This window comes from Pseudoalteromonas sp. 4NS20-0020 (assembly GCF_057554385.1).
The window spans coordinates 520,093-537,310 of sequence record NZ_BAAJMI010000002.1 but is presented as its reverse complement, the minus strand read 5'-3'; the positions used below and the strand labels follow the sequence as shown (position 1 = coordinate 537,310).

Genomic DNA, 17,218 nt, shown 5'->3' with positions numbered 1-17,218 from the left:
TTTAACATCCTTACTTAGGTGTATTTAATTTTGATTGAGTAGACTGCCAGTTTGATCGGATCAGCATTTCAAGTTCATCAACAACATCTTTAATATTTTCTTGTGCTCGCATAAGAGATTCGCGACTTGCTAAACTGTCTGATGCTTTTTGATCAAAAATGGTATTGAACGATGATGAGCTCGCCGTGATAGCTGAACTGTGGTTAATTGGGTAACTCATTACTTGGCGACCAAAAGCACTACGTACATCTTTAACAATATCACGTTGTGAATGGTTACCTTTTACGTAATTAGTAACTAAAAACTGCATAAAGTCCCAACCTTCATGGCCAAGTGCGGCAACAGTATGATAAATCTCACCTAAACGTTTTAAATATTTATTATTAGCATCAAAATCAACAGCTTCTGGATGAACAGGAATTAACATAGCTGTAGATGCCATTAATGCATTATAAAACATAAAGTTGAGGGTAGGGGCAGTGTCGATTAGTAATATGTCGAACTCGTCTTTTACCGGATCAATTACTTTTTCGAGTAATTTATGATAATGACGTGTTTCTTCATAATTTGATGTGTCTTTGAGTAAAGTTGCGGTTTCGTGTTCAAAGTAAAAGTCATCCATACCTGAAGGTAAAACACGAATATTAGGAATATGTGTTGGTAAAAATGAACTTGAAACAAATTCTGGCCAGGTTTCACCGTCGTCTAAGTCGATACAATCGCGCATTAGATCTCCGACAGTAATGGGATCGTGCTCACTCGATGGGAAAAAACTCGATGAAGAACCTTGAGGGTCTAAATCTATAATCCCAATCCGGTATCGCTTAATATTAGTGGTGGCAAGTGCCGCTGCAATATTAACCATACTGGTTGTTTTGCCACAGCCCCCTTTGAGTGAATTAATAACAATAACTTGTAGTTTATCACTATCAGAACGGTGATCTGACTTTATGTCCATAATATCTGCCATTGCAAATATATTAACCAATGTGTAAGCATAATGGCCGTTAGCGCCACGTTTGATATTCAAATCGTCAAAATCGCCATTATCATGACGACGTTTTAGTGTACGATTGTTACATCCTAATAAATCAGCGGCTGCTTTTTGGGTGTATGTTCTTAATTCTTTTTCTTCTGATTTAAGATGAGCGCGATAATGTTGAATACGTCCTTCTAATGACTTTTCAGCAACTTCGGCAGTTGCTTTTAAAAGTCGATAGGTATCAAGCGCATTATTGTTAATTGACATACTTTCCTTCCTCAAAGTTAAGCAATTAGTATAATGTCCATTCAAATACCTGTAAACAACTATTTATGACGACATGTCTTTTAAAAAGAAGACATCATAATATAAATTTACAGCTTTAATATTGCTTAGTATAAATAAAGAAGTTTAAAGGTGGTTAAATATATAAGGTAATTAAGGTTAAGAGGTTAAAAGTGTAGTTTAACTATATGATAAATATAAATAAACTATAAAAAGTTAGATCAGCATTATACGTGGTTAAGATCAGATCTTTAATAACTAACAGATCAGCATTTTATTAACTGCTAAATAAATTTAATAGTTATACACAGCTTACCCTTAAGGTTATAAACAAATAGGTCGATTAAGATCATGCTTTTACTAAGTAAATTAGAATGTTATGCACCGTTCAATGTAGAAAAAGCAGTAATCAATTGGTATAGATCTGATCTGTAGTAAGTACAGATCAGATCTATGCTAACTAACTAAGTCCTTATCCACAGGCTAGTATGAAAAAGAGCAAATTTGTCGTGCTTTGCAGTCTAAATTTAGCATAGCAGTGGACAAATTTATAACTGAGTTAGTAAAAATGAGATTTGAAATGCACGTGTTAGTATAATAATGATCTTAAATTAAAGAAAAATGCTAGTACTTAGTATAAAACTGATCTGAATAGATTAATTAGAGCCAGATCACTTTTATACTAACTTAAACATTTAACTTTTTTTGTTTTATGTGTTGTTATTAGCTGTCGCAATAATAAATGGAAATAAGAACAATGAGCCGAAAGGTCAACATCTCGGTAGATAACTTGCCTGATACACTAAGAGGCCAAATTCACGGGGTGGAAAGTGCAATTGATAATGAAAGTTTAGCACTATTTACAGATAACAAAGATGTTCGCATTTCTATCGAGAATGCAGCTCATGGTTTACGTGCCTATTCAAATACATTTAATCATTACGATTTATGGGGACGTTTTGTTCGATCGGGTCATAAAAAACTTCCATTAGAAGAAGCGCCTAAAAAAACAATCATTACACGTAAAATATCAGAAAAAGTAGATGGTATTTTATACGATGGCGAGATAAAAATAACCCCCGCCGTTGTTAGTACGCGCAAAGACGGTGAAGATATTGAATACCTAGTATGGCCATCAGATAGAGAAGAAAAAGTAGAACGAGCTCTTATCCGTTTAGCCTCAAAAGGTAAAATAGTAAAAATAAATTTTAAGTCCGGTATTCAATATGCCGTTGTTTTTTCGATGAACGAATTAGCACAAGAACTTAAAGCCGTTGGTCAGTCCATGCCATATCCTGCAATTAAAGAATCACTTGAAGCACTTCAGGGTTCAAAACTTTCATTTAAATACTCTGCAACAGATACTAAAAATTCAGATATAGATGATTCATTCTACGAGTCAAATATGAATTTTTTATCGTCTTTGCATTTTAGTGGGAAAAAAGGTCAGGGCGGTAATGTTAAATGTGTTGCCTGTTTAAATGCTTTCGTTCATAACATGATCGATAACTTAGAATATAAAGGTTATTATTTTAACAGTGCACAAGAACTAAAGCGTGGTTTATCACGTTGGATGATGCTGCGTTTGTATCACTTATGGCGCTACGCGGCACCAGGTAAAACATATCATTTTAGATTACTTTCTATTATGGAAAAATATGGTTCGATATACTCAACCGACAACATAACAGAAAACAAATTAAAAGCATTACGTCGTGATATGACAACTACCATGAAAGACCTTATAGAAAAGGGTGCCATTTCAGAATACAGCATTACCAATGTTAAAGACGATAAGACCGGTAATATTATAGATTACACCTATGAAATGCATCCGTCAGATCAGTTTTGTGATGAAATACTTACATTGAATAAGCATAACAAACGTATAGAAATTCAAGGCGGTAAACGCATAGTTGAAAATGCCGTTTTAATAGATGAAGATAAAATAGAAGAAATAGTCGAAAAATAGTTTTTTATTTATCTTTGCTATACAAATACTAAAAGGCCACTAAATGTGGCCTTTTTAACATAATTAATTTGTTACTTGTTCAAGGTAAAGCCTATCAACCAGGAAATCATAATCTCGTTTTCGAGGATGACTATCTGGCTTTTCGTAATCTGGTAAGGTTCCTATTTTAACATCTGGCTCTGGGTTTATTAATATAAATGGTAATGCAGCACTAACGTGGTAACGATTTTGTGCCGTGTATCTGATATTTACTTGAGGACTAACTCGAGTAGGGCGTCTTATTCTTAGTTTTTCCTTTTCACCTAAGCTAGCAATCCTCATTTGTTCTTGAGCGACTAGAGATTGCCACTTTTGCTGATCGATCATTCTTGGATTTGTATAACCTGCTGATTTACTCAACATTTCAAGAGCCATCTTTTTAGTGAGGGTTTTAGTTGCATGTTTGTGCATCCATGTAAATCTAACAGAAAAAGGAGATTCACTCTCACTGTGTATTTTTCTGTATGCAGCTAAAGTAATTAAATTTGGTACTGCATTATGAACAGCTTCAAAACGAGCGTCGTTGTTATCAATACTTAGAATACATTCCTTAAATGCTGCTTTAGCTTTATTAACCTGATTAATCCTATCATTGAGTGCCTGTTTATTAGCATTTTTTATAACTAACAAACCAGGGTGCCTTTTAAGTACTCGGCTACTTAACCCTGACTTTGTATACATATCATTAAATGAATTAAGAATGGCTCGTTGGGCATTATCTCCCGTTAGTTTTGAAACGGGTATACTTTGCGGGACATTATTTTCTTCACTAGTAAGAACCTCAGGCAATTTATAGTATTCAGCTTTTGAGTATTCACATTGTTTGAGTTCATCAATTAACAATGAGGTAAGCTCACTCATTAAATCAAACTGACTTCTTATTTTTATTTTAGAGACCATCACACACCAAGAACACATCTTACTTTAATCAGAAATGATACTAATCTTTTGCTATGATTGCTAGATCTTTATAATTTTATTGTTGCCGAGATAAACATCAATTACAATTTTAGTATGATGTGTTCTTTGCTGTTTAGCGTATAAGCTCTTATTTATATTAGATATTATTAATGTTATAGGTGGGCCGCTTAAACTTGGTTGTGCTCCTCTAGCATATATAAGTATAAATACAATTCTCATGATTATAATTTTTAAATTTAACTGTAAAGTTTAGAATACAATTGACCCAAATTAAGTATGATGTGTTCCTTTTTATTCTGTATATAATATCTGGTATTAAGCTTAGTGTTCTCGAACTCTTTGAAATTAACATTTATAGGTGTAGTTGACTGATAATAAATGGTTTTAATAATAGTTTGATTAAGCTAATTTATGAAATATACACATATTGAAAGTTGTTAATTCGTGTTTATAACTAGCCCATAACAAAATAATTAGTAAATAGTGAATTTAGTACTTGAACAGAGGTACGTGCATACGTTAATTTCAGTACATCAGGTAAAGTAGGAATGAGGAAAGAATATGCAATCGTGGAACCCAAATAGCTGGAGAGAGCTGCCAATACTGCAGCAGCCACAATACCCAGATCAAGACGTGTTAAAATCTGTTGAAGGCCAATTAAAAACTGCACCCCCGTTAGTTTTTGCAGAAGAAACTCGTAGTTTATTTAAGCAACTTGAAGATGTATGTGAAGGCCGAGCATTTTTACTTCAAGGTGGAGACTGTGCAGAATCGTTTAGTGATTTTAATGCAGCAAACATTCGCGACACATTTAAAACAATTTTACAAATGGCTGTAGTTTTAACCTACGGCGGTAAATGCCCAGTTGTAAAAATTGCCCGTATGGCTGGACAGTATGCAAAACCACGTTCTGCTGATTTAGAAACTATTGACGGTGTTTCACTTCCATCATACCGTGGCGACATAATTAACAACATAGACTTCACAGCTGAAGCCCGCATACCCGATCCGCAACGTTTAATGACGGCTTACCACCATAGTGCAGCTACATTAAACTTACTACGTGCATTTGCACAAGGTGGCCTTGCAGATTTACACCAGGTCAATCGCTGGAACATGGGGTTTGTAGCCGCCAATCCTCAAAAGCAAAAGTACCAACAGCTTGCTGATAAAATTCAAGATGCATTAGAGTTTATGGAAGTGTGCGGTATTAATTCGACCATTGCACCAAGCCTTAAAGAGACAGATCTCTACACATCTCACGAAGCATTGTTATTGGGCTATGAAGAAGCACTAACTCGACGCGATCACTTATCAGGCGACTGGTATGACTGTTCAGCGCATTTTGTTTGGATCGGTGAGCGCACACGTCAATTAGACCACGCACACATTGAGTTTTTTAAAGGAATTAAAAACCCAATTGGTGTAAAAGTAGGTCCTGGTATGGACCCAGATGAATTAATCCGCCTAATTGATGCATTAAATCCTGAGAATATTCCAGGACGATTAACCTTAATTACACGCATGGGGGCAGATGTACTGCCAGAGAAATTACCAGCACTCGTACGTAAAGTACAACAAGAAGGGCGTAAGGTAATTTGGAGTTCAGACCCTATGCATGGCAATACTGAAAAAGCGACCTCTGGATACAAAACGCGTAATTTCGACAATATAATGCGCGAAATCAGCCAGTTTTTCTCTGTTCACAAAGCAGAAGGTTCATATGCAGGTGGCGTACACCTAGAAATGACAGGTCAGCATGTTACAGAGTGTACCGGCGGAGCATATGGTCTATCAGACGACGATTTAGCACAACGCTACAAAACACAGTGTGACCCACGTCTTAATGCAGACCAAGTATTAGAGCTAGGGTTTTTAGTTGCTGATTTATTAAAAGATGCACGTAAATAAAGACTCTCACATATAAAAAAAGCCGCTTAACAGCGGCTTTTTTGTGGCGTAAATATTTAACTAAGTTAGTACTTACGACGTTCTAAATCCGTATCCATCAATATTTTTGCAGAAATTTCTTCAACAGAATGATGGGTTGAATTGAAGTAAGCAATTTTATGACGCTTGTAAAGCATTTCAACCTCACGTACTTCAATACGACACTGCCTTATAGATGCATATTTAGAGTTGGCCATGCGTCGATGCCTAATTGCAGCAAGTCTCTCTGGGTCAATAGTTAAACCAAACAATTTATGTTTATAAGGTACTAAACATTTCGGCAAGCCTTCGCTTTCTAAATCTTCTTCCGTAATAGGGTAGTTTGCTGCTTTTATGCCATATTGCAACGCTAAATATAAGCTCGTTGGGGTTTTACCACTTCGGCTCACACCTATTAAAATAATATCAGCCTCGGAAAAGTTTTTGATATTGCCGCCGTCGTCATTCATTAAAGCATAATTCACCGCGTCTATTCTAAAGTCATAACTTTTTTCATGTATAGAGTGTGTACGATGCATTTTTGGTACAGGCGCAACCTGTAATTCTTTTTCAATTTTTTCGCTATACGTGGTCAAAAAATCATATGGGATAGCATCCGCTGACTTTATGATTTCGCTCAAACTGTGATTCACAAATGTAAAAAACACAAAGGGCTTTTCACCCGTTTTTGCAGCTGTTGCATTTATTAACGCTTTAATTTCGTGTGCTTTTTCTTCTGTTTCTACGAAAGGAATAGTTTTGTGATTAAAATCGATTGGAAACAAAGATAACGTTGCATGCCCAAACACTTCTGATGTAATTGCTGTTCCATCAGATATATAAAATGCAGTTCTCATAATTAACCTTTTTGTTACTTTTAATCCCTAAAATGGGTTACTCACGGTTTACGCGAGGACTGTTGCCAGTGTAGAATGAAGGTGGCCTTTATAAAAGGTTTTCTTTCTTAACTCTCACAGTTTCAACTACAATTTGTTTTTTGGAGAAAGACCCGTGCAAGAATACGTTCTCTGGTATCAAGAGCTTGGTATGCAAGATGTTCCTCGAGTTGGCGGCAAAAATGCCTCTCTTGGTGAAATGATCTCTAACCTAGCTAACGCTGGTGTACAAGTACCGGGTGGTTTCGCAACAACCGCCGATGCTTTTAATGAGTTTTTAGACCAATCAGGACTCAATGCCAAAATTCATGACATCTTAGATACACTCGATGTTGATGATGTAAATACACTCGCCAAAGTAGGTGCCGATATCCGCCAATGGATAATCGATACACCATTCCAACCAAATTTAGACCAAGCCATTCGCGATGCATACAGCCAACTTCATGGTGATACATCAGCTGATGTGTCATTTGCTGTACGTTCATCAGCAACCGCTGAGGATATGCCAGACGCATCTTTTGCAGGCCAACAAGAAACATTTTTAAATGTTGTTGGTATCGATTCGGTTATGGTTGCTATAAAGCATGTATTTGCATCTTTGTTTAACGACCGCGCAATTTCTTATCGTGTTCACCAAGGTTATGATCATCGTGGTGTTGCATTATCTGCAGGCATACAGCGTATGGTACGCTCTGATAAATCAGCATCTGGCGTTATGTTCAGTATCGACACTGAATCTGGCTTTGAAGATGTTGTATTTGTAACCTCAAGCTACGGTTTAGGTGAAATGGTTGTACAGGGTGCTGTTAACCCAGACGAATTTTATGTACATAAACCAACATTACTAAAAGATAAGCCATCAGTAGTGCGTCGTAATATTGGCTCTAAAGCCATTCAAATGATTTATTCAAACGACAAAGCACATGGTAAACAAGTAGAAATAGTTGACGTAAACCCTGAACTTTCTAACAAATTTTCGATTACAGATGAAGAAGTACAAGACCTTGCCAAGCAAGCTGTAATCATTGAAAAACATTACGGTCGTCCTATGGACATCGAATGGGCAAAAGACGGCAACGACGGCAAACTATATATAGTACAAGCTCGTCCAGAAACTGTGCGTTCAAACGAAGATACAAATGTAATGGAGCGTTTTCAGTTAAACGGTTCAAGTAACGTTGTTGTAGAAGGTCGTGCAATTGGTCATAAAATTGGTAGCGGTGTTGTACGTGTTCTTGACTCGATTGATGAAATGGATCAAGTGCAAGTTGGTGACATTTTAGTAACCGACATGACCGACCCAGACTGGGAACCTATCATGAAGCGTGCAGCAGCGATTGTTACAAATCGTGGTGGCCGCACATGTCACGCAGCAATCATTGCTCGTGAACTGGGTATCCCAGCAGTTGTAGGATGTGGCAATGCAACCGACCTAATCAAAGCTGGTCAAGAAGTCACTGTATCATGTGCCGAAGGCGATACTGGTTTCATTTACGAAGGTATTTTAGACTTTGAAGTGCTTACTTCACGTGTTGACGAAATGCCAAACCTACCAATGAAAGTAATGATGAACGTGGGTAACCCGGACCGCGCATTCGACTTTGCACGTTTGCCACACTCAGGTGTTGGCCTTGCACGTGTTGAATTCATCATCAACCGTATGATTGGCGTGCATCCAAAAGCATTATTAAATTTCGACGCACAAACAGATGCCCTCAAAGAAGAAATAACCGACATGATTGCTGGTTACGATTCACCAGTAGAGTTTTATATCTCAAAACTTGTTGAAGGCATTTCTACGCTAGGTTGTGCGTTTGCTCCCGAGCGAGTAATTGTTCGTATGTCTGATTTTAAATCGAACGAATACGCTAACTTAGTGGGCGGCCAACAATACGAACCTGAAGAAGAAAACCCAATGATTGGTTTTCGTGGTGCAGCGCGTTATATATCTGAAGACTTCCGCGACTGTTTTGCACTAGAGTGTGAGGCAATCAAGCGTGTACGCAATACTATGGACATGACTAACATTGAGATCATGATTCCATTCGTACGTACACTTGAAGAAGGTAAACGTGTAATTGAATTACTAGAAGAGCATGGCCTAAAACGTGGCGAAAATGGTCTTAAAGTAATTATGATGTGCGAGCTGCCGTCAAATGCATTACTTGCCGAAGAGTTTTTGGAACACTTTGACGGTTTTTCAATTGGATCTAACGATTTAACACAGTTAACACTAGGTTTAGACCGAGATTCTGGTTTAATTGCTCATTTGTTTGACGAGCGTGACCCTGCAATTAAAAAGCTTCTTTCTATGGCAATTCAAACAGCCAAAGCAAAAGGAAAATATGTAGGTATTTGTGGACAAGGTCCTTCAGATCACGAAGACTTTGCTGCATGGTTAGTTGACCAAGGTATAGACTCTGTATCATTAAACCCAGATACAGTAATCGAAACTTGGTTATACTTAGCTAAAAAATTAGCTAAGTAACCTGTTAAAGCTATTTAAAAGCCAGCATATATTGCTGGCTTTTTTGTTAGTCAATTTATTTTAACTGCGTGCTAATTTTTTATCTAAATACTGACAAGATTTAGTCAGTGCTTTTTGGCAAAGGGTCAAATAATAACGCGCTTTTGGGTAATAAAACGAATAACACAATAAACCAGCCATAAAAAATATAAGTGATGGACCCGGTACAACCGCAAATATTAATCCTAATAAAATAAATAACGCACCCATGATCTGTAATACAATTTTTTTCATATAAATGACCTCTCATGTAGTTAACTTGATTATAATTACAGCAGCGCTTAAATCGACTAAAAGAGTGTTACAAACTGTAAATTCTTCAATTTCTATTAGCAATCAGCATGATATAATTAACCAAATGTCTAAAAGTATGCCGTTATGATCGCAACAATTACTCAGCAAGATTCCGCGTCAGACCTTGTCGCAAATTACCTAAATACATTACAAAAGCAAGGCTTTACCGGTGATACAGATGCAAGTTATGCAGCACGTATTACCGCTTCAACCGATAACAGTATTTACCAGCAATTGCCACAAGGTGTCATTTTTCCCAAAAATGAAAAAGACATTCAACTTGCTTTGCAAACTGCATCACGGGACCCTTTTTTATCATTTACATTTGGACCGCGCGGTGGTGGAACTGGCACTAATGGTCAGTCTTTAACTCCGGGTATCGTTGTTGATTTATCCCGCTACATGCGTGAAATTCTCGAAATTAATGTCGAAGAAGGGTGGGTTAGGGTTCAAACTGGCGTAATAAAAGATCAGCTAAATGACTTTTTAAGACCTTATGGATTTTTCTTTTCTCCCGACTTATCTACCAGTAATCGTGCAACTATAGGCGGTATGATCAGTACCGATGCTTCAGGGCAAGGTTCACTTGTTTACGGTAAAACAAGCGATCATGTTTTAGGCCTTACAACCTATTTAGTAGACGGTACACCAATGAGTACCGCTCCAATAAACGTCGAAAAAGCAAAAATAATTGCAGAGCAAGACACGTTAGTTGGCACAATATATAAAACTGTACTTAATATAGCCATCGATGAACGTGATGCTATTTTAAATAAGTTTCCACGGTTAAATCGTTTTTTAACCGGCTATGACTTAGAACACGTCCTAAGTGATGACTTACTTACTTTTGATATGAGCCGTTTAATAACAGGTTCAGAAGGTTCACTAGGTATTGTCACTGAGGCAAAATTAAACCTTACACCGATTGCCGAATTTAAAACACTTATAAATATTAAATACGATAGCTTTGATTCAGCACTTCGTCACTCTCCATTTTTAGTTGATGCCCGTGCAACTTCAGTTGAAACTGTCGATAGCAAAGTATTAAACCTTGCTCGCGAGGATATCATTTGGCATTCAGTATCGGACTTAATAACCGATGTACCAAATAAAGATATGCAAGGGCTCAACATGGTTGAGTTTAATGCAGTATCACCCGACGATATAAAAGACAAAGTAGACACGCTTTGTACATTGTTAGATGAATGTGTAGCCAACCAAACCAATGGTGTAATAGGCTACCAGCTAACAAATGATAAAAGTGACATTTTAAAAATTTACGCAATGCGTAAAAAGTCAGTTGGTTTACTTGGAAACGTAAAAGGCAGCCAAAAGCCATTGGCCTTTGCAGAAGATACTGCAGTACCGCCTGAAAATTTAGCCGATTATATAGTTGAGTTTAGAGCCTTACTCGACAGTCATAATTTACAATATGGTATGTTTGGCCATGTTGATGCCGGTGTTTTGCATGTAAGACCCGCATTGGATATGTGCGATCCTGAACAAGAAAAACTTTTACGTACCATTTCAGATGAAGTGGTTAAACTCACAGCCAAGTACGGCGGTTTAATGTGGGGCGAACATGGTAAAGGCTACCGCAGTGAATATGGACCTGAGTTTTTTGGTGAACATTTATTTACCCAACTGCGCATAATTAAAACAGCGTTTGACCCATATAACCGAATAAACCCAGGGAAAATATGCACACCTATCGATAGTGAAGACTCACTAGTTAGTGTTGATGGGCAAAAAAGATCGTGGTTCGACAAACAAATTTCAATCGACGTTAAAACGAGTTTTAACAACGCCATGACCTGTAACGGAAATGGTATTTGTTTTAATTATGATGAAAACTCGCCAATGTGTCCGTCGTATAAAGTAACCGGCGATCGCCGTAACTCACCAAAAGGGCGAGCCAGTTTAATGCGTGAATGGCTACGCCTTCAAGAATCTAAAAGCATAGATCTGCTGGGTGTAGAAAAAGAATTAAATAAAGGTGAAGTAATTACCTGGTGGGAAAGGTTTGTACATAGCCGCGAAAAAAAGAAAGGCCTTTACGATTTTTCACACGAAGTAAAAGCCTCTATGGATGAATGTTTAGCCTGTAAAGCATGTACAACTGCTTGCCCTATAAAAGTGGATGTACCTACTTTTCGAGCTCGCTTTTTAAATTATTATCACAGTTACTATGCGCGCCCACTCAAAGATTACTTAGTGGGTAACATTGAAAGTAGCGCGCCACTTATGGCTAAATTCGGTAAAATAATAAATCCAATTGTTAAAACAAAATTTGTTAGCAGCATAATTAAAAACACGGTGGGTTATGTTGATACACCACAACTGAGCATTCCGTCATTAGCAAAACGAATAAACAAAGCACAGCAGTTTAATTTTGAATTTTTAAATAATTTAACTGCCGAACAACAAAGTGAATACGTTTTAATAGTTCAAGACCCGTTCACTAGCTTTTATGAAGCCGAACTAGTTGAAAGTTTTATAACCTTAATTGCTCAACTTGGTAAAAAACCAATGTTGTTACCCTTTAAACCCAATGGTAAACCGCAACATGTAAAAGGTTTTTTGCACGAATTTAAAGTAACTGCCAAAAATGCCGCAGAATTTTTAAATCAGTTAAACGATTTTAATGCGCCACTAGTAGGATTAGATGCGTCTTTGGTTATGTGTTATCGCGATGAATACAATACAATTTTAGAAAATAACCGCGGCGATTTTAACGTACAACTTGCTCACGAATGGTTAGAAACGCAATCTTTTAAAGGGCTAACTGCAAATAATAATAATGAAACTGAATTTACATTATTAAGTCACTGCACAGAAACTACATCTTTGCCAAAAGCAGCTAATGTTTGGAAAACCATATTTACAGATATCGGACTAACTTTAAATACAACTAATACCGGTTGCTGTGGTATGGCGGGTACTTACGGACATGAAGCACAAAATCAAGATAACTCACGCGCACTTTACGAAATGAGTTGGAAACCCATAGTTGATAAAACTAAATCAGAGCAACTTTTGTCAACTGGGTTTTCGTGCCGTAGCCAAGTAAAACGCTATGAAAAGTTTAAGCCTAAACATCCTATCGAATTACTTGCCCATGTACTAAGTTAAAAATTTTTTTAAACATATTTAAAAGGCGTAACTTAAATTTAGTTACGCCTTTTTTATTTTACTTTGCATTTTTAAAACTATCAGCAATCGGTTTTGTACTAATGCCATGAATAAATACACTAAACAAAATTGTAGTCATGGCAATGCTCGCAATCTGAAATTTATTTTCTATTTGCTCATCAATCACCATAAGAGTAAATACAATTGAGGCCAATCCTCTTGGCCCAAACCATGCAAAAGTAAAACGCTCTTTTAAATTTAAAGATGTAAAAAGTAGTGACAACATTACAGGTATAATTCTTATCAATGTAGTACTTAATAATGCATACGTTACTATTTCAAAATTTAATTTTGGCAATACTAAATAAGCACATGCATAACCGAACAAACACCAAATCATCAGAGACGTAAAGTCAGCAATATGTTCTGAATCTTCTATTAATTCAGTACGCACTGTTTTAGTTGAAAACTTATCAAACAATAAACCCGCTACAAACACAGCAATAAAGCCACTGCCATGCAAATATTGGGTAACAGAAAATACCGCCATTGCAAAACCTAATAACAAAAATGGGCTAGAGTTTTGTGCAAAGTAATGCCGCTTCATTGCAAAATTTAAACTTGGAATAAAAATCGAAATACTCGTTATAGCAACAAGTAATGCAATACCTAACTCTCTTGAAAATACACTCACTACATGAGAGGTTGTAATTGCCGACTCAGGATTTTTTGCCAATAAAATAAATATTAAAAATACGGGTACACATAATCCATCATTTAATCCGCTTTCGGTATTGATACCTTCACGAATTTTTTCGGGCACTTCACTGCTTGATAGTAATCCTTTACTAAGTGCTGCATCTGTTGGCGTTAAAATAATAGCAATTAATGCCGCTTGAATTAACGAAAGCTCAGCAAACAAAAATAAACCAACTGCTATTCCCAGTAATAATGTTAAGGGGAGGGCAACAAATAATAATAAGCCAGGGTATTGAAAACTATGCCTTAATACACTTAGTTTAGATTTAGCCGCATCTGAAAATAAAAATATACTCAAAGTTAATTCTATAAACGGCAGTAATAAATCAACGCCCGCTTTTAACTCACCACCATTATTAGGCACTAAATTGGCTAATGTAATACCGCCAATAACAAAAAACATTGGGCCCGTTACTTCTGTTTTTTCTAGTTGGCGAAGCGTCAATGAATATATTAAAAACAAAGCGCCTATAAACGCTATCACTAAGTAGGTCATTAAATTTTCCTTTTAGCTCCGGATTTTGCTCGCTCTTTAATATTTGTTTGAATATAAATTTGATCGGTGGTCGCAATTTTTGCATGTCCTAAATCTTCAGATAAATGCTTAAGTGGCCGCGTTTGCGCATCATGTGTTGCTCCCGTATGGCGCAGCCAATGGGCAGTTGCTGCACCTAATTGTTCAGCATCATCTTTAAAACCATCATCCAACAATGATTGTTGCGCATAATCAAAACTTTGTTGAACTAATCGCCTAATTTGCCTAACAGTCATACCACCTTGGCCTCTAATTTTATGAACCAGTGGCTCGGCTTCATCAACGCGGGGAAGGGCAGGTAGCCCTCGGTATAATCGGTAACGTTTTAAATATTCAACAAAATCATCACTTAACGTAACATCTCGCAGCTTGTTACCTTTACCCATTATTCGTAAAAACCAAAAGCCGTCGTTATCTTGCCAAAAGTGAGACATAACCGGTGACCACTGAGGTCGCTCAGATAATTCAGAAATTCTTAAATATAATCCCTTTAAACACGCTAGGGTAAATAAGTTTCGTTCTAAATCTGGGTTTTGTTCACATAAATCGCGAGTCACTCCAAACACATACTCCCATTGTATATCGCTTAATGTGTCTGGGATCTGAATTTGAGATTGCACAACTAAATACGGGCTATTTTTTTTCACTACTGGTACAAAATTAGCAAACGTTTTTTCTTCAAGTAATGAAAATTTATAAAATACATTAAGCGCTGTGAACATAGCCGACAATGTTTGTTGGCTAGCCGTAGATTCTTTAAGCATAAAAGGGCGCCAATTTTGATTTAATCGGCGAATCCCTTGCTCATCTTTATAACGCCACTGAACAGAAGTCGATGCCCACTTTTTATCGGGTTCAACCATAAAATCAACATAGGCTTCAATATCTTCACGTTTTAATTCGAATACTGACTTTTCGGCAATTAACCACGACCATAAATAAAACCGTTCAAGTTCGTTTCTAAATCGACTGTATGTTGCTTCTGATTTTCGGCCATAGACATATAAAAATTGATATAAAAATTTAAGATCCGATTCTGATTCAGTTACAGTCAAGGCAACTTGCTGTATAAAGGTTGCAAGTTCTGGGTATTCCGAATTAAGAGTACCGTCATCAAGATGAGCAATTTGATATCTTAATTGTTTTAACGTATCGACCAACGCAACAAGCATAGTATATAAATATTCAATTAAATAAGTTAGTTACAGAATAACCTTTAAGTCCGATACTGTCTAGTATTGGACATAGCAAATAACTGTTTATTTTAGACTATGCTTAAATGACCATGCCAAACCTTATTAAGGAAAAGTTATGAAACAAGTTAGTATATTATTTTTACTTACACTCTCGTTAATACTCACAGGTTGTGCGACTACCGGTAGTGCATCTCCTAGTGAAAAACGTTCTTTAGTACAAAGCATGAAAAGTAACACACTTAGTAAACTTTATACTAAAAAGCCAGATGTTAAAACGCAAATAGCAAACTCTGCTGGTTATGCTGTTTTTGATAACGCGAATGTTAACGTTATTCTTGCTAGTTTTGGTGGTGGTTATGGCGTAGTAAAAAATAACCTAACAGGTAAATCTACTTACATGAACATGGGTGAAGCTGGTTTAGGGTTAGGTTTAGGTGTTAAAGATTTTAATGTAGTTATGGTTTTTCATACTCAAGCAGCAGTAAATAGATTTATTGAACACGGTTGGGCATTTGGTGGGAACGCAGATGCTGCAGCAAAATACGAGGATAAAGGTGGAGCATTGGTGGCCGAAGCCATTGCAGACCAAGTAACTGTATATTCTGTAACCGAAAATGGGCTTGCTCTACAAGCTGTTCTAAAAGGGACTAAATTTTGGGTAGATTCTGAGCTAAATTAACCGTTAATAACTCTCCTAAAAGCGGGCTAATTTGTATAATCACGCTCGCTTTATTATTAATATATCAATTTAACATAACGTAATTTATGGGTTGTTGTGACATTCCTTTATTTAACTTTTTTACGTGAGTTTTTCATATTTCAATTTAAATTGATTGCTGTCAAGTTTGCATCTATAGACATCTCTGAATTTTCGTTCAAAGCTATTATAAAACCTTCCTCTATTTCCTGTTGCTAAGTTAGTCCCTCCTATTATTACTTCTTTCATTTTTTGTATATCTGAATTTACTCCTAAGTAAATTTTAGATATTTTGCTTGGATCAATTTTAATTAAGAACATCACTTGATAAGCTTCGAAATTTCTCCAAACTGAATTCCATTTTGAAATACTAGTTTCACAACCCCCTCCTAAAAAAAACAGGTTAGATAGATCATTTATTTCTTCTCCTAAATCACCTTTATAACCCAGATAACTAAGTTTATTTTTAATTAAATTTGAATTACCAAGTGTTATGACTTTATTGCAGTTTGTAAATGGTAGTGCAAACCTATATTCTTCTTCATGCTCCCAAGATTCATGTTTACTAAAGAAATAATGTTTCGAAAAATTATTAATCTCTTCAACTGATAAATTATTTATAGTTTTACTATAGCTTCGCTCTCTATTATAAATAACATTGTCACTCAGGTAGGCATCATTATCATTAGTTTTATCTATATCAAAAATAGAGAATGGATCTTCTTCATCAACTTCAAACTCAACTAATATACCTTTATTGTTGGTTGCATAGTTACCCCACATTGGCATACTTTCTTTATTTTTGCTTAAAGACACATAGCCATATAAATCTAAGTATGGAGTTATATCCCTGTGCGAATTAAATTCTTTCCCGCAAATTTTTATAGTCTTTTGGGTAGCATCTTTTATTCTATTTAAATCAATTTCTGTAGATAAAACTTCAAAAGGGTCATTTTGACTATTGTTTTGACTTAGCCTGAGTGTAGGTTCTTTTAAAAATGCCATAGCGGCATCAGTAGATAAATATTTGTATAGTTTCATAAAACTTTTT

The 17,218-nt window shown here is 36.2% G+C and carries 12 protein-coding genes; 5 read left to right on the top strand and 7 right to left on the bottom strand.

Features of this window, described 5'->3' with window-relative positions; genetic code table 11:
- Positions 1-10 precede the first annotated feature (10 nt).
- Positions 11-1,249 (bottom strand): AAA family ATPase, encoded by a 1,239-nt coding sequence (locus tag AC27JL_RS06350; RefSeq protein WP_487195119.1) that lies wholly within the window; start codon positions 1,247-1,249, stop codon positions 11-13.
- A gap of 775 nt (positions 1,250-2,024) precedes the next feature.
- Here AC27JL_RS06350 and AC27JL_RS06345 point away from each other — a divergent pair.
- Positions 2,025-3,239 (top strand): hypothetical protein, encoded by a 1,215-nt coding sequence (locus AC27JL_RS06345; RefSeq protein WP_006793243.1) that lies wholly within the window; start codon positions 2,025-2,027, stop codon positions 3,237-3,239.
- Between the two features lie 63 nt (positions 3,240-3,302).
- Here the strand turns inward: AC27JL_RS06345 and AC27JL_RS06340 are convergent, their stop codons facing one another.
- Positions 3,303-4,178 (bottom strand): DNA replication terminus site-binding protein, encoded by an 876-nt coding sequence (locus tag AC27JL_RS06340; RefSeq protein WP_277054928.1) that lies wholly within the window; start codon positions 4,176-4,178, stop codon positions 3,303-3,305.
- Between the two features lie 582 nt (positions 4,179-4,760).
- On the opposite strand from AC27JL_RS06340, the gene AC27JL_RS06335 reads away from it, so the two are divergent.
- A complete protein-coding gene (locus AC27JL_RS06335) occupies positions 4,761-6,110 on the top strand; it encodes a class II 3-deoxy-7-phosphoheptulonate synthase (protein ID WP_487195118.1) in 1,350 nt (449 codons plus the stop codon).
- Positions 6,111-6,175: 65 nt separating this feature from the next.
- Here AC27JL_RS06335 and ppsR read toward each other — a convergent pair whose 3' ends face one another.
- Positions 6,176-6,985: a posphoenolpyruvate synthetase regulatory kinase/phosphorylase PpsR gene (ppsR, locus tag AC27JL_RS06330; RefSeq protein ID WP_006793240.1), complete on the bottom strand. Its 810-nt coding sequence runs from the start codon at positions 6,983-6,985 to the stop codon at positions 6,176-6,178.
- 154 nt (positions 6,986-7,139) lie between these two features.
- On the opposite strand from ppsR, the gene ppsA reads away from it, so the two are divergent.
- Positions 7,140-9,515, top strand: coding sequence for a phosphoenolpyruvate synthase (gene ppsA / locus AC27JL_RS06325; protein ID WP_058429294.1), 2,376 nt, complete (start codon positions 7,140-7,142; stop codon positions 9,513-9,515).
- A gap of 60 nt (positions 9,516-9,575) precedes the next feature.
- Here the strand turns inward: ppsA and AC27JL_RS06320 are convergent, their stop codons facing one another.
- Positions 9,576-9,788: a PGPGW domain-containing protein gene (locus tag AC27JL_RS06320; RefSeq protein WP_008131796.1), complete on the bottom strand. Its 213-nt coding sequence runs from the start codon at positions 9,786-9,788 to the stop codon at positions 9,576-9,578.
- Positions 9,789-9,932: 144 nt separating this feature from the next.
- Here AC27JL_RS06320 and ydiJ point away from each other — a divergent pair, with 144 nt between their 5' ends.
- Positions 9,933-12,980 (top strand): D-2-hydroxyglutarate dehydrogenase YdiJ, encoded by a 3,048-nt coding sequence (gene ydiJ, locus AC27JL_RS06315; protein ID WP_487195117.1) that lies wholly within the window; start codon positions 9,933-9,935, stop codon positions 12,978-12,980.
- A 58-nt stretch (positions 12,981-13,038) separates the two neighbouring features.
- On the opposite strand, the gene AC27JL_RS06310 is transcribed toward ydiJ, so the two are convergent.
- Both AC27JL_RS06310 and AC27JL_RS06305 read right to left on the bottom strand, forming a co-directional pair.
- Positions 13,039-14,235 carry a cation:proton antiporter gene (locus AC27JL_RS06310; protein WP_487195116.1) on the bottom strand — a complete coding sequence of 399 codons (1,197 nt, stop codon included), beginning with the start codon at positions 14,233-14,235 and terminating at the stop codon, positions 13,039-13,041.
- Positions 14,235-15,446, bottom strand: coding sequence for a tyrosine-type recombinase/integrase (locus AC27JL_RS06305; protein WP_058429291.1), 1,212 nt, complete (start codon positions 15,444-15,446; stop codon positions 14,235-14,237). The genes AC27JL_RS06310 and AC27JL_RS06305 overlap by 1 nt, the downstream gene beginning before the upstream one ends.
- Positions 15,447-15,585: 139 nt before the next feature.
- Here AC27JL_RS06305 and AC27JL_RS06300 point away from each other — a divergent pair, with 139 nt between their 5' ends.
- Positions 15,586-16,149: a lipid-binding SYLF domain-containing protein gene (locus tag AC27JL_RS06300; protein ID WP_006794784.1), complete on the top strand. Its 564-nt coding sequence runs from the start codon at positions 15,586-15,588 to the stop codon at positions 16,147-16,149.
- A gap of 120 nt (positions 16,150-16,269) precedes the next feature.
- Here AC27JL_RS06300 and AC27JL_RS06295 read toward each other — a convergent pair whose 3' ends face one another.
- On the bottom strand, positions 16,270-17,208 hold the full coding sequence (locus AC27JL_RS06295) for a DUF2971 domain-containing protein (protein ID WP_487195115.1): 939 nt from the start codon (positions 17,206-17,208) through the stop codon (positions 16,270-16,272).
- Positions 17,209-17,218: the final 10 nt, after the last annotated feature.

Excerpts from the sequence above, each read along its gene's own strand:
- ppsR (WP_006793240.1), bottom strand. The coding sequence starts at position 6,985 with ATGAGAACTGCATTTTATATATCTGATGGAACAGCAATTACATCAGAA.
- AC27JL_RS06345 (WP_006793243.1), top strand. The coding sequence starts at position 2,025 with ATGAGCCGAAAGGTCAACATCTCGGTAGATAACTTGCCTGATACACTA.
- AC27JL_RS06350 (WP_487195119.1), bottom strand. The coding sequence starts at position 1,249 with ATGTCAATTAACAATAATGCGCTTGATACCTATCGACTTTTAAAAGCA.
- AC27JL_RS06295 (WP_487195115.1), bottom strand. The coding sequence starts at position 17,208 with ATGAAACTATACAAATATTTATCTACTGATGCCGCTATGGCATTTTTA.
- AC27JL_RS06300 (WP_006794784.1), top strand. The coding sequence starts at position 15,586 with ATGAAACAAGTTAGTATATTATTTTTACTTACACTCTCGTTAATACTC.
- AC27JL_RS06340 (WP_277054928.1), bottom strand. The coding sequence starts at position 4,178 with ATGGTCTCTAAAATAAAAATAAGAAGTCAGTTTGATTTAATGAGTGAG.
- AC27JL_RS06320 (WP_008131796.1), bottom strand. The coding sequence starts at position 9,788 with ATGAAAAAAATTGTATTACAGATCATGGGTGCGTTATTTATTTTATTA.
- ydiJ (WP_487195117.1), top strand. The coding sequence starts at position 9,933 with ATGATCGCAACAATTACTCAGCAAGATTCCGCGTCAGACCTTGTCGCA.
- AC27JL_RS06335 (WP_487195118.1), top strand. The coding sequence starts at position 4,761 with ATGCAATCGTGGAACCCAAATAGCTGGAGAGAGCTGCCAATACTGCAG.
- AC27JL_RS06310 (WP_487195116.1), bottom strand. The coding sequence starts at position 14,235 with ATGACCTACTTAGTGATAGCGTTTATAGGCGCTTTGTTTTTAATATAT.
- AC27JL_RS06305 (WP_058429291.1), bottom strand. The coding sequence starts at position 15,446 with ATGCTTGTTGCGTTGGTCGATACGTTAAAACAATTAAGATATCAAATT.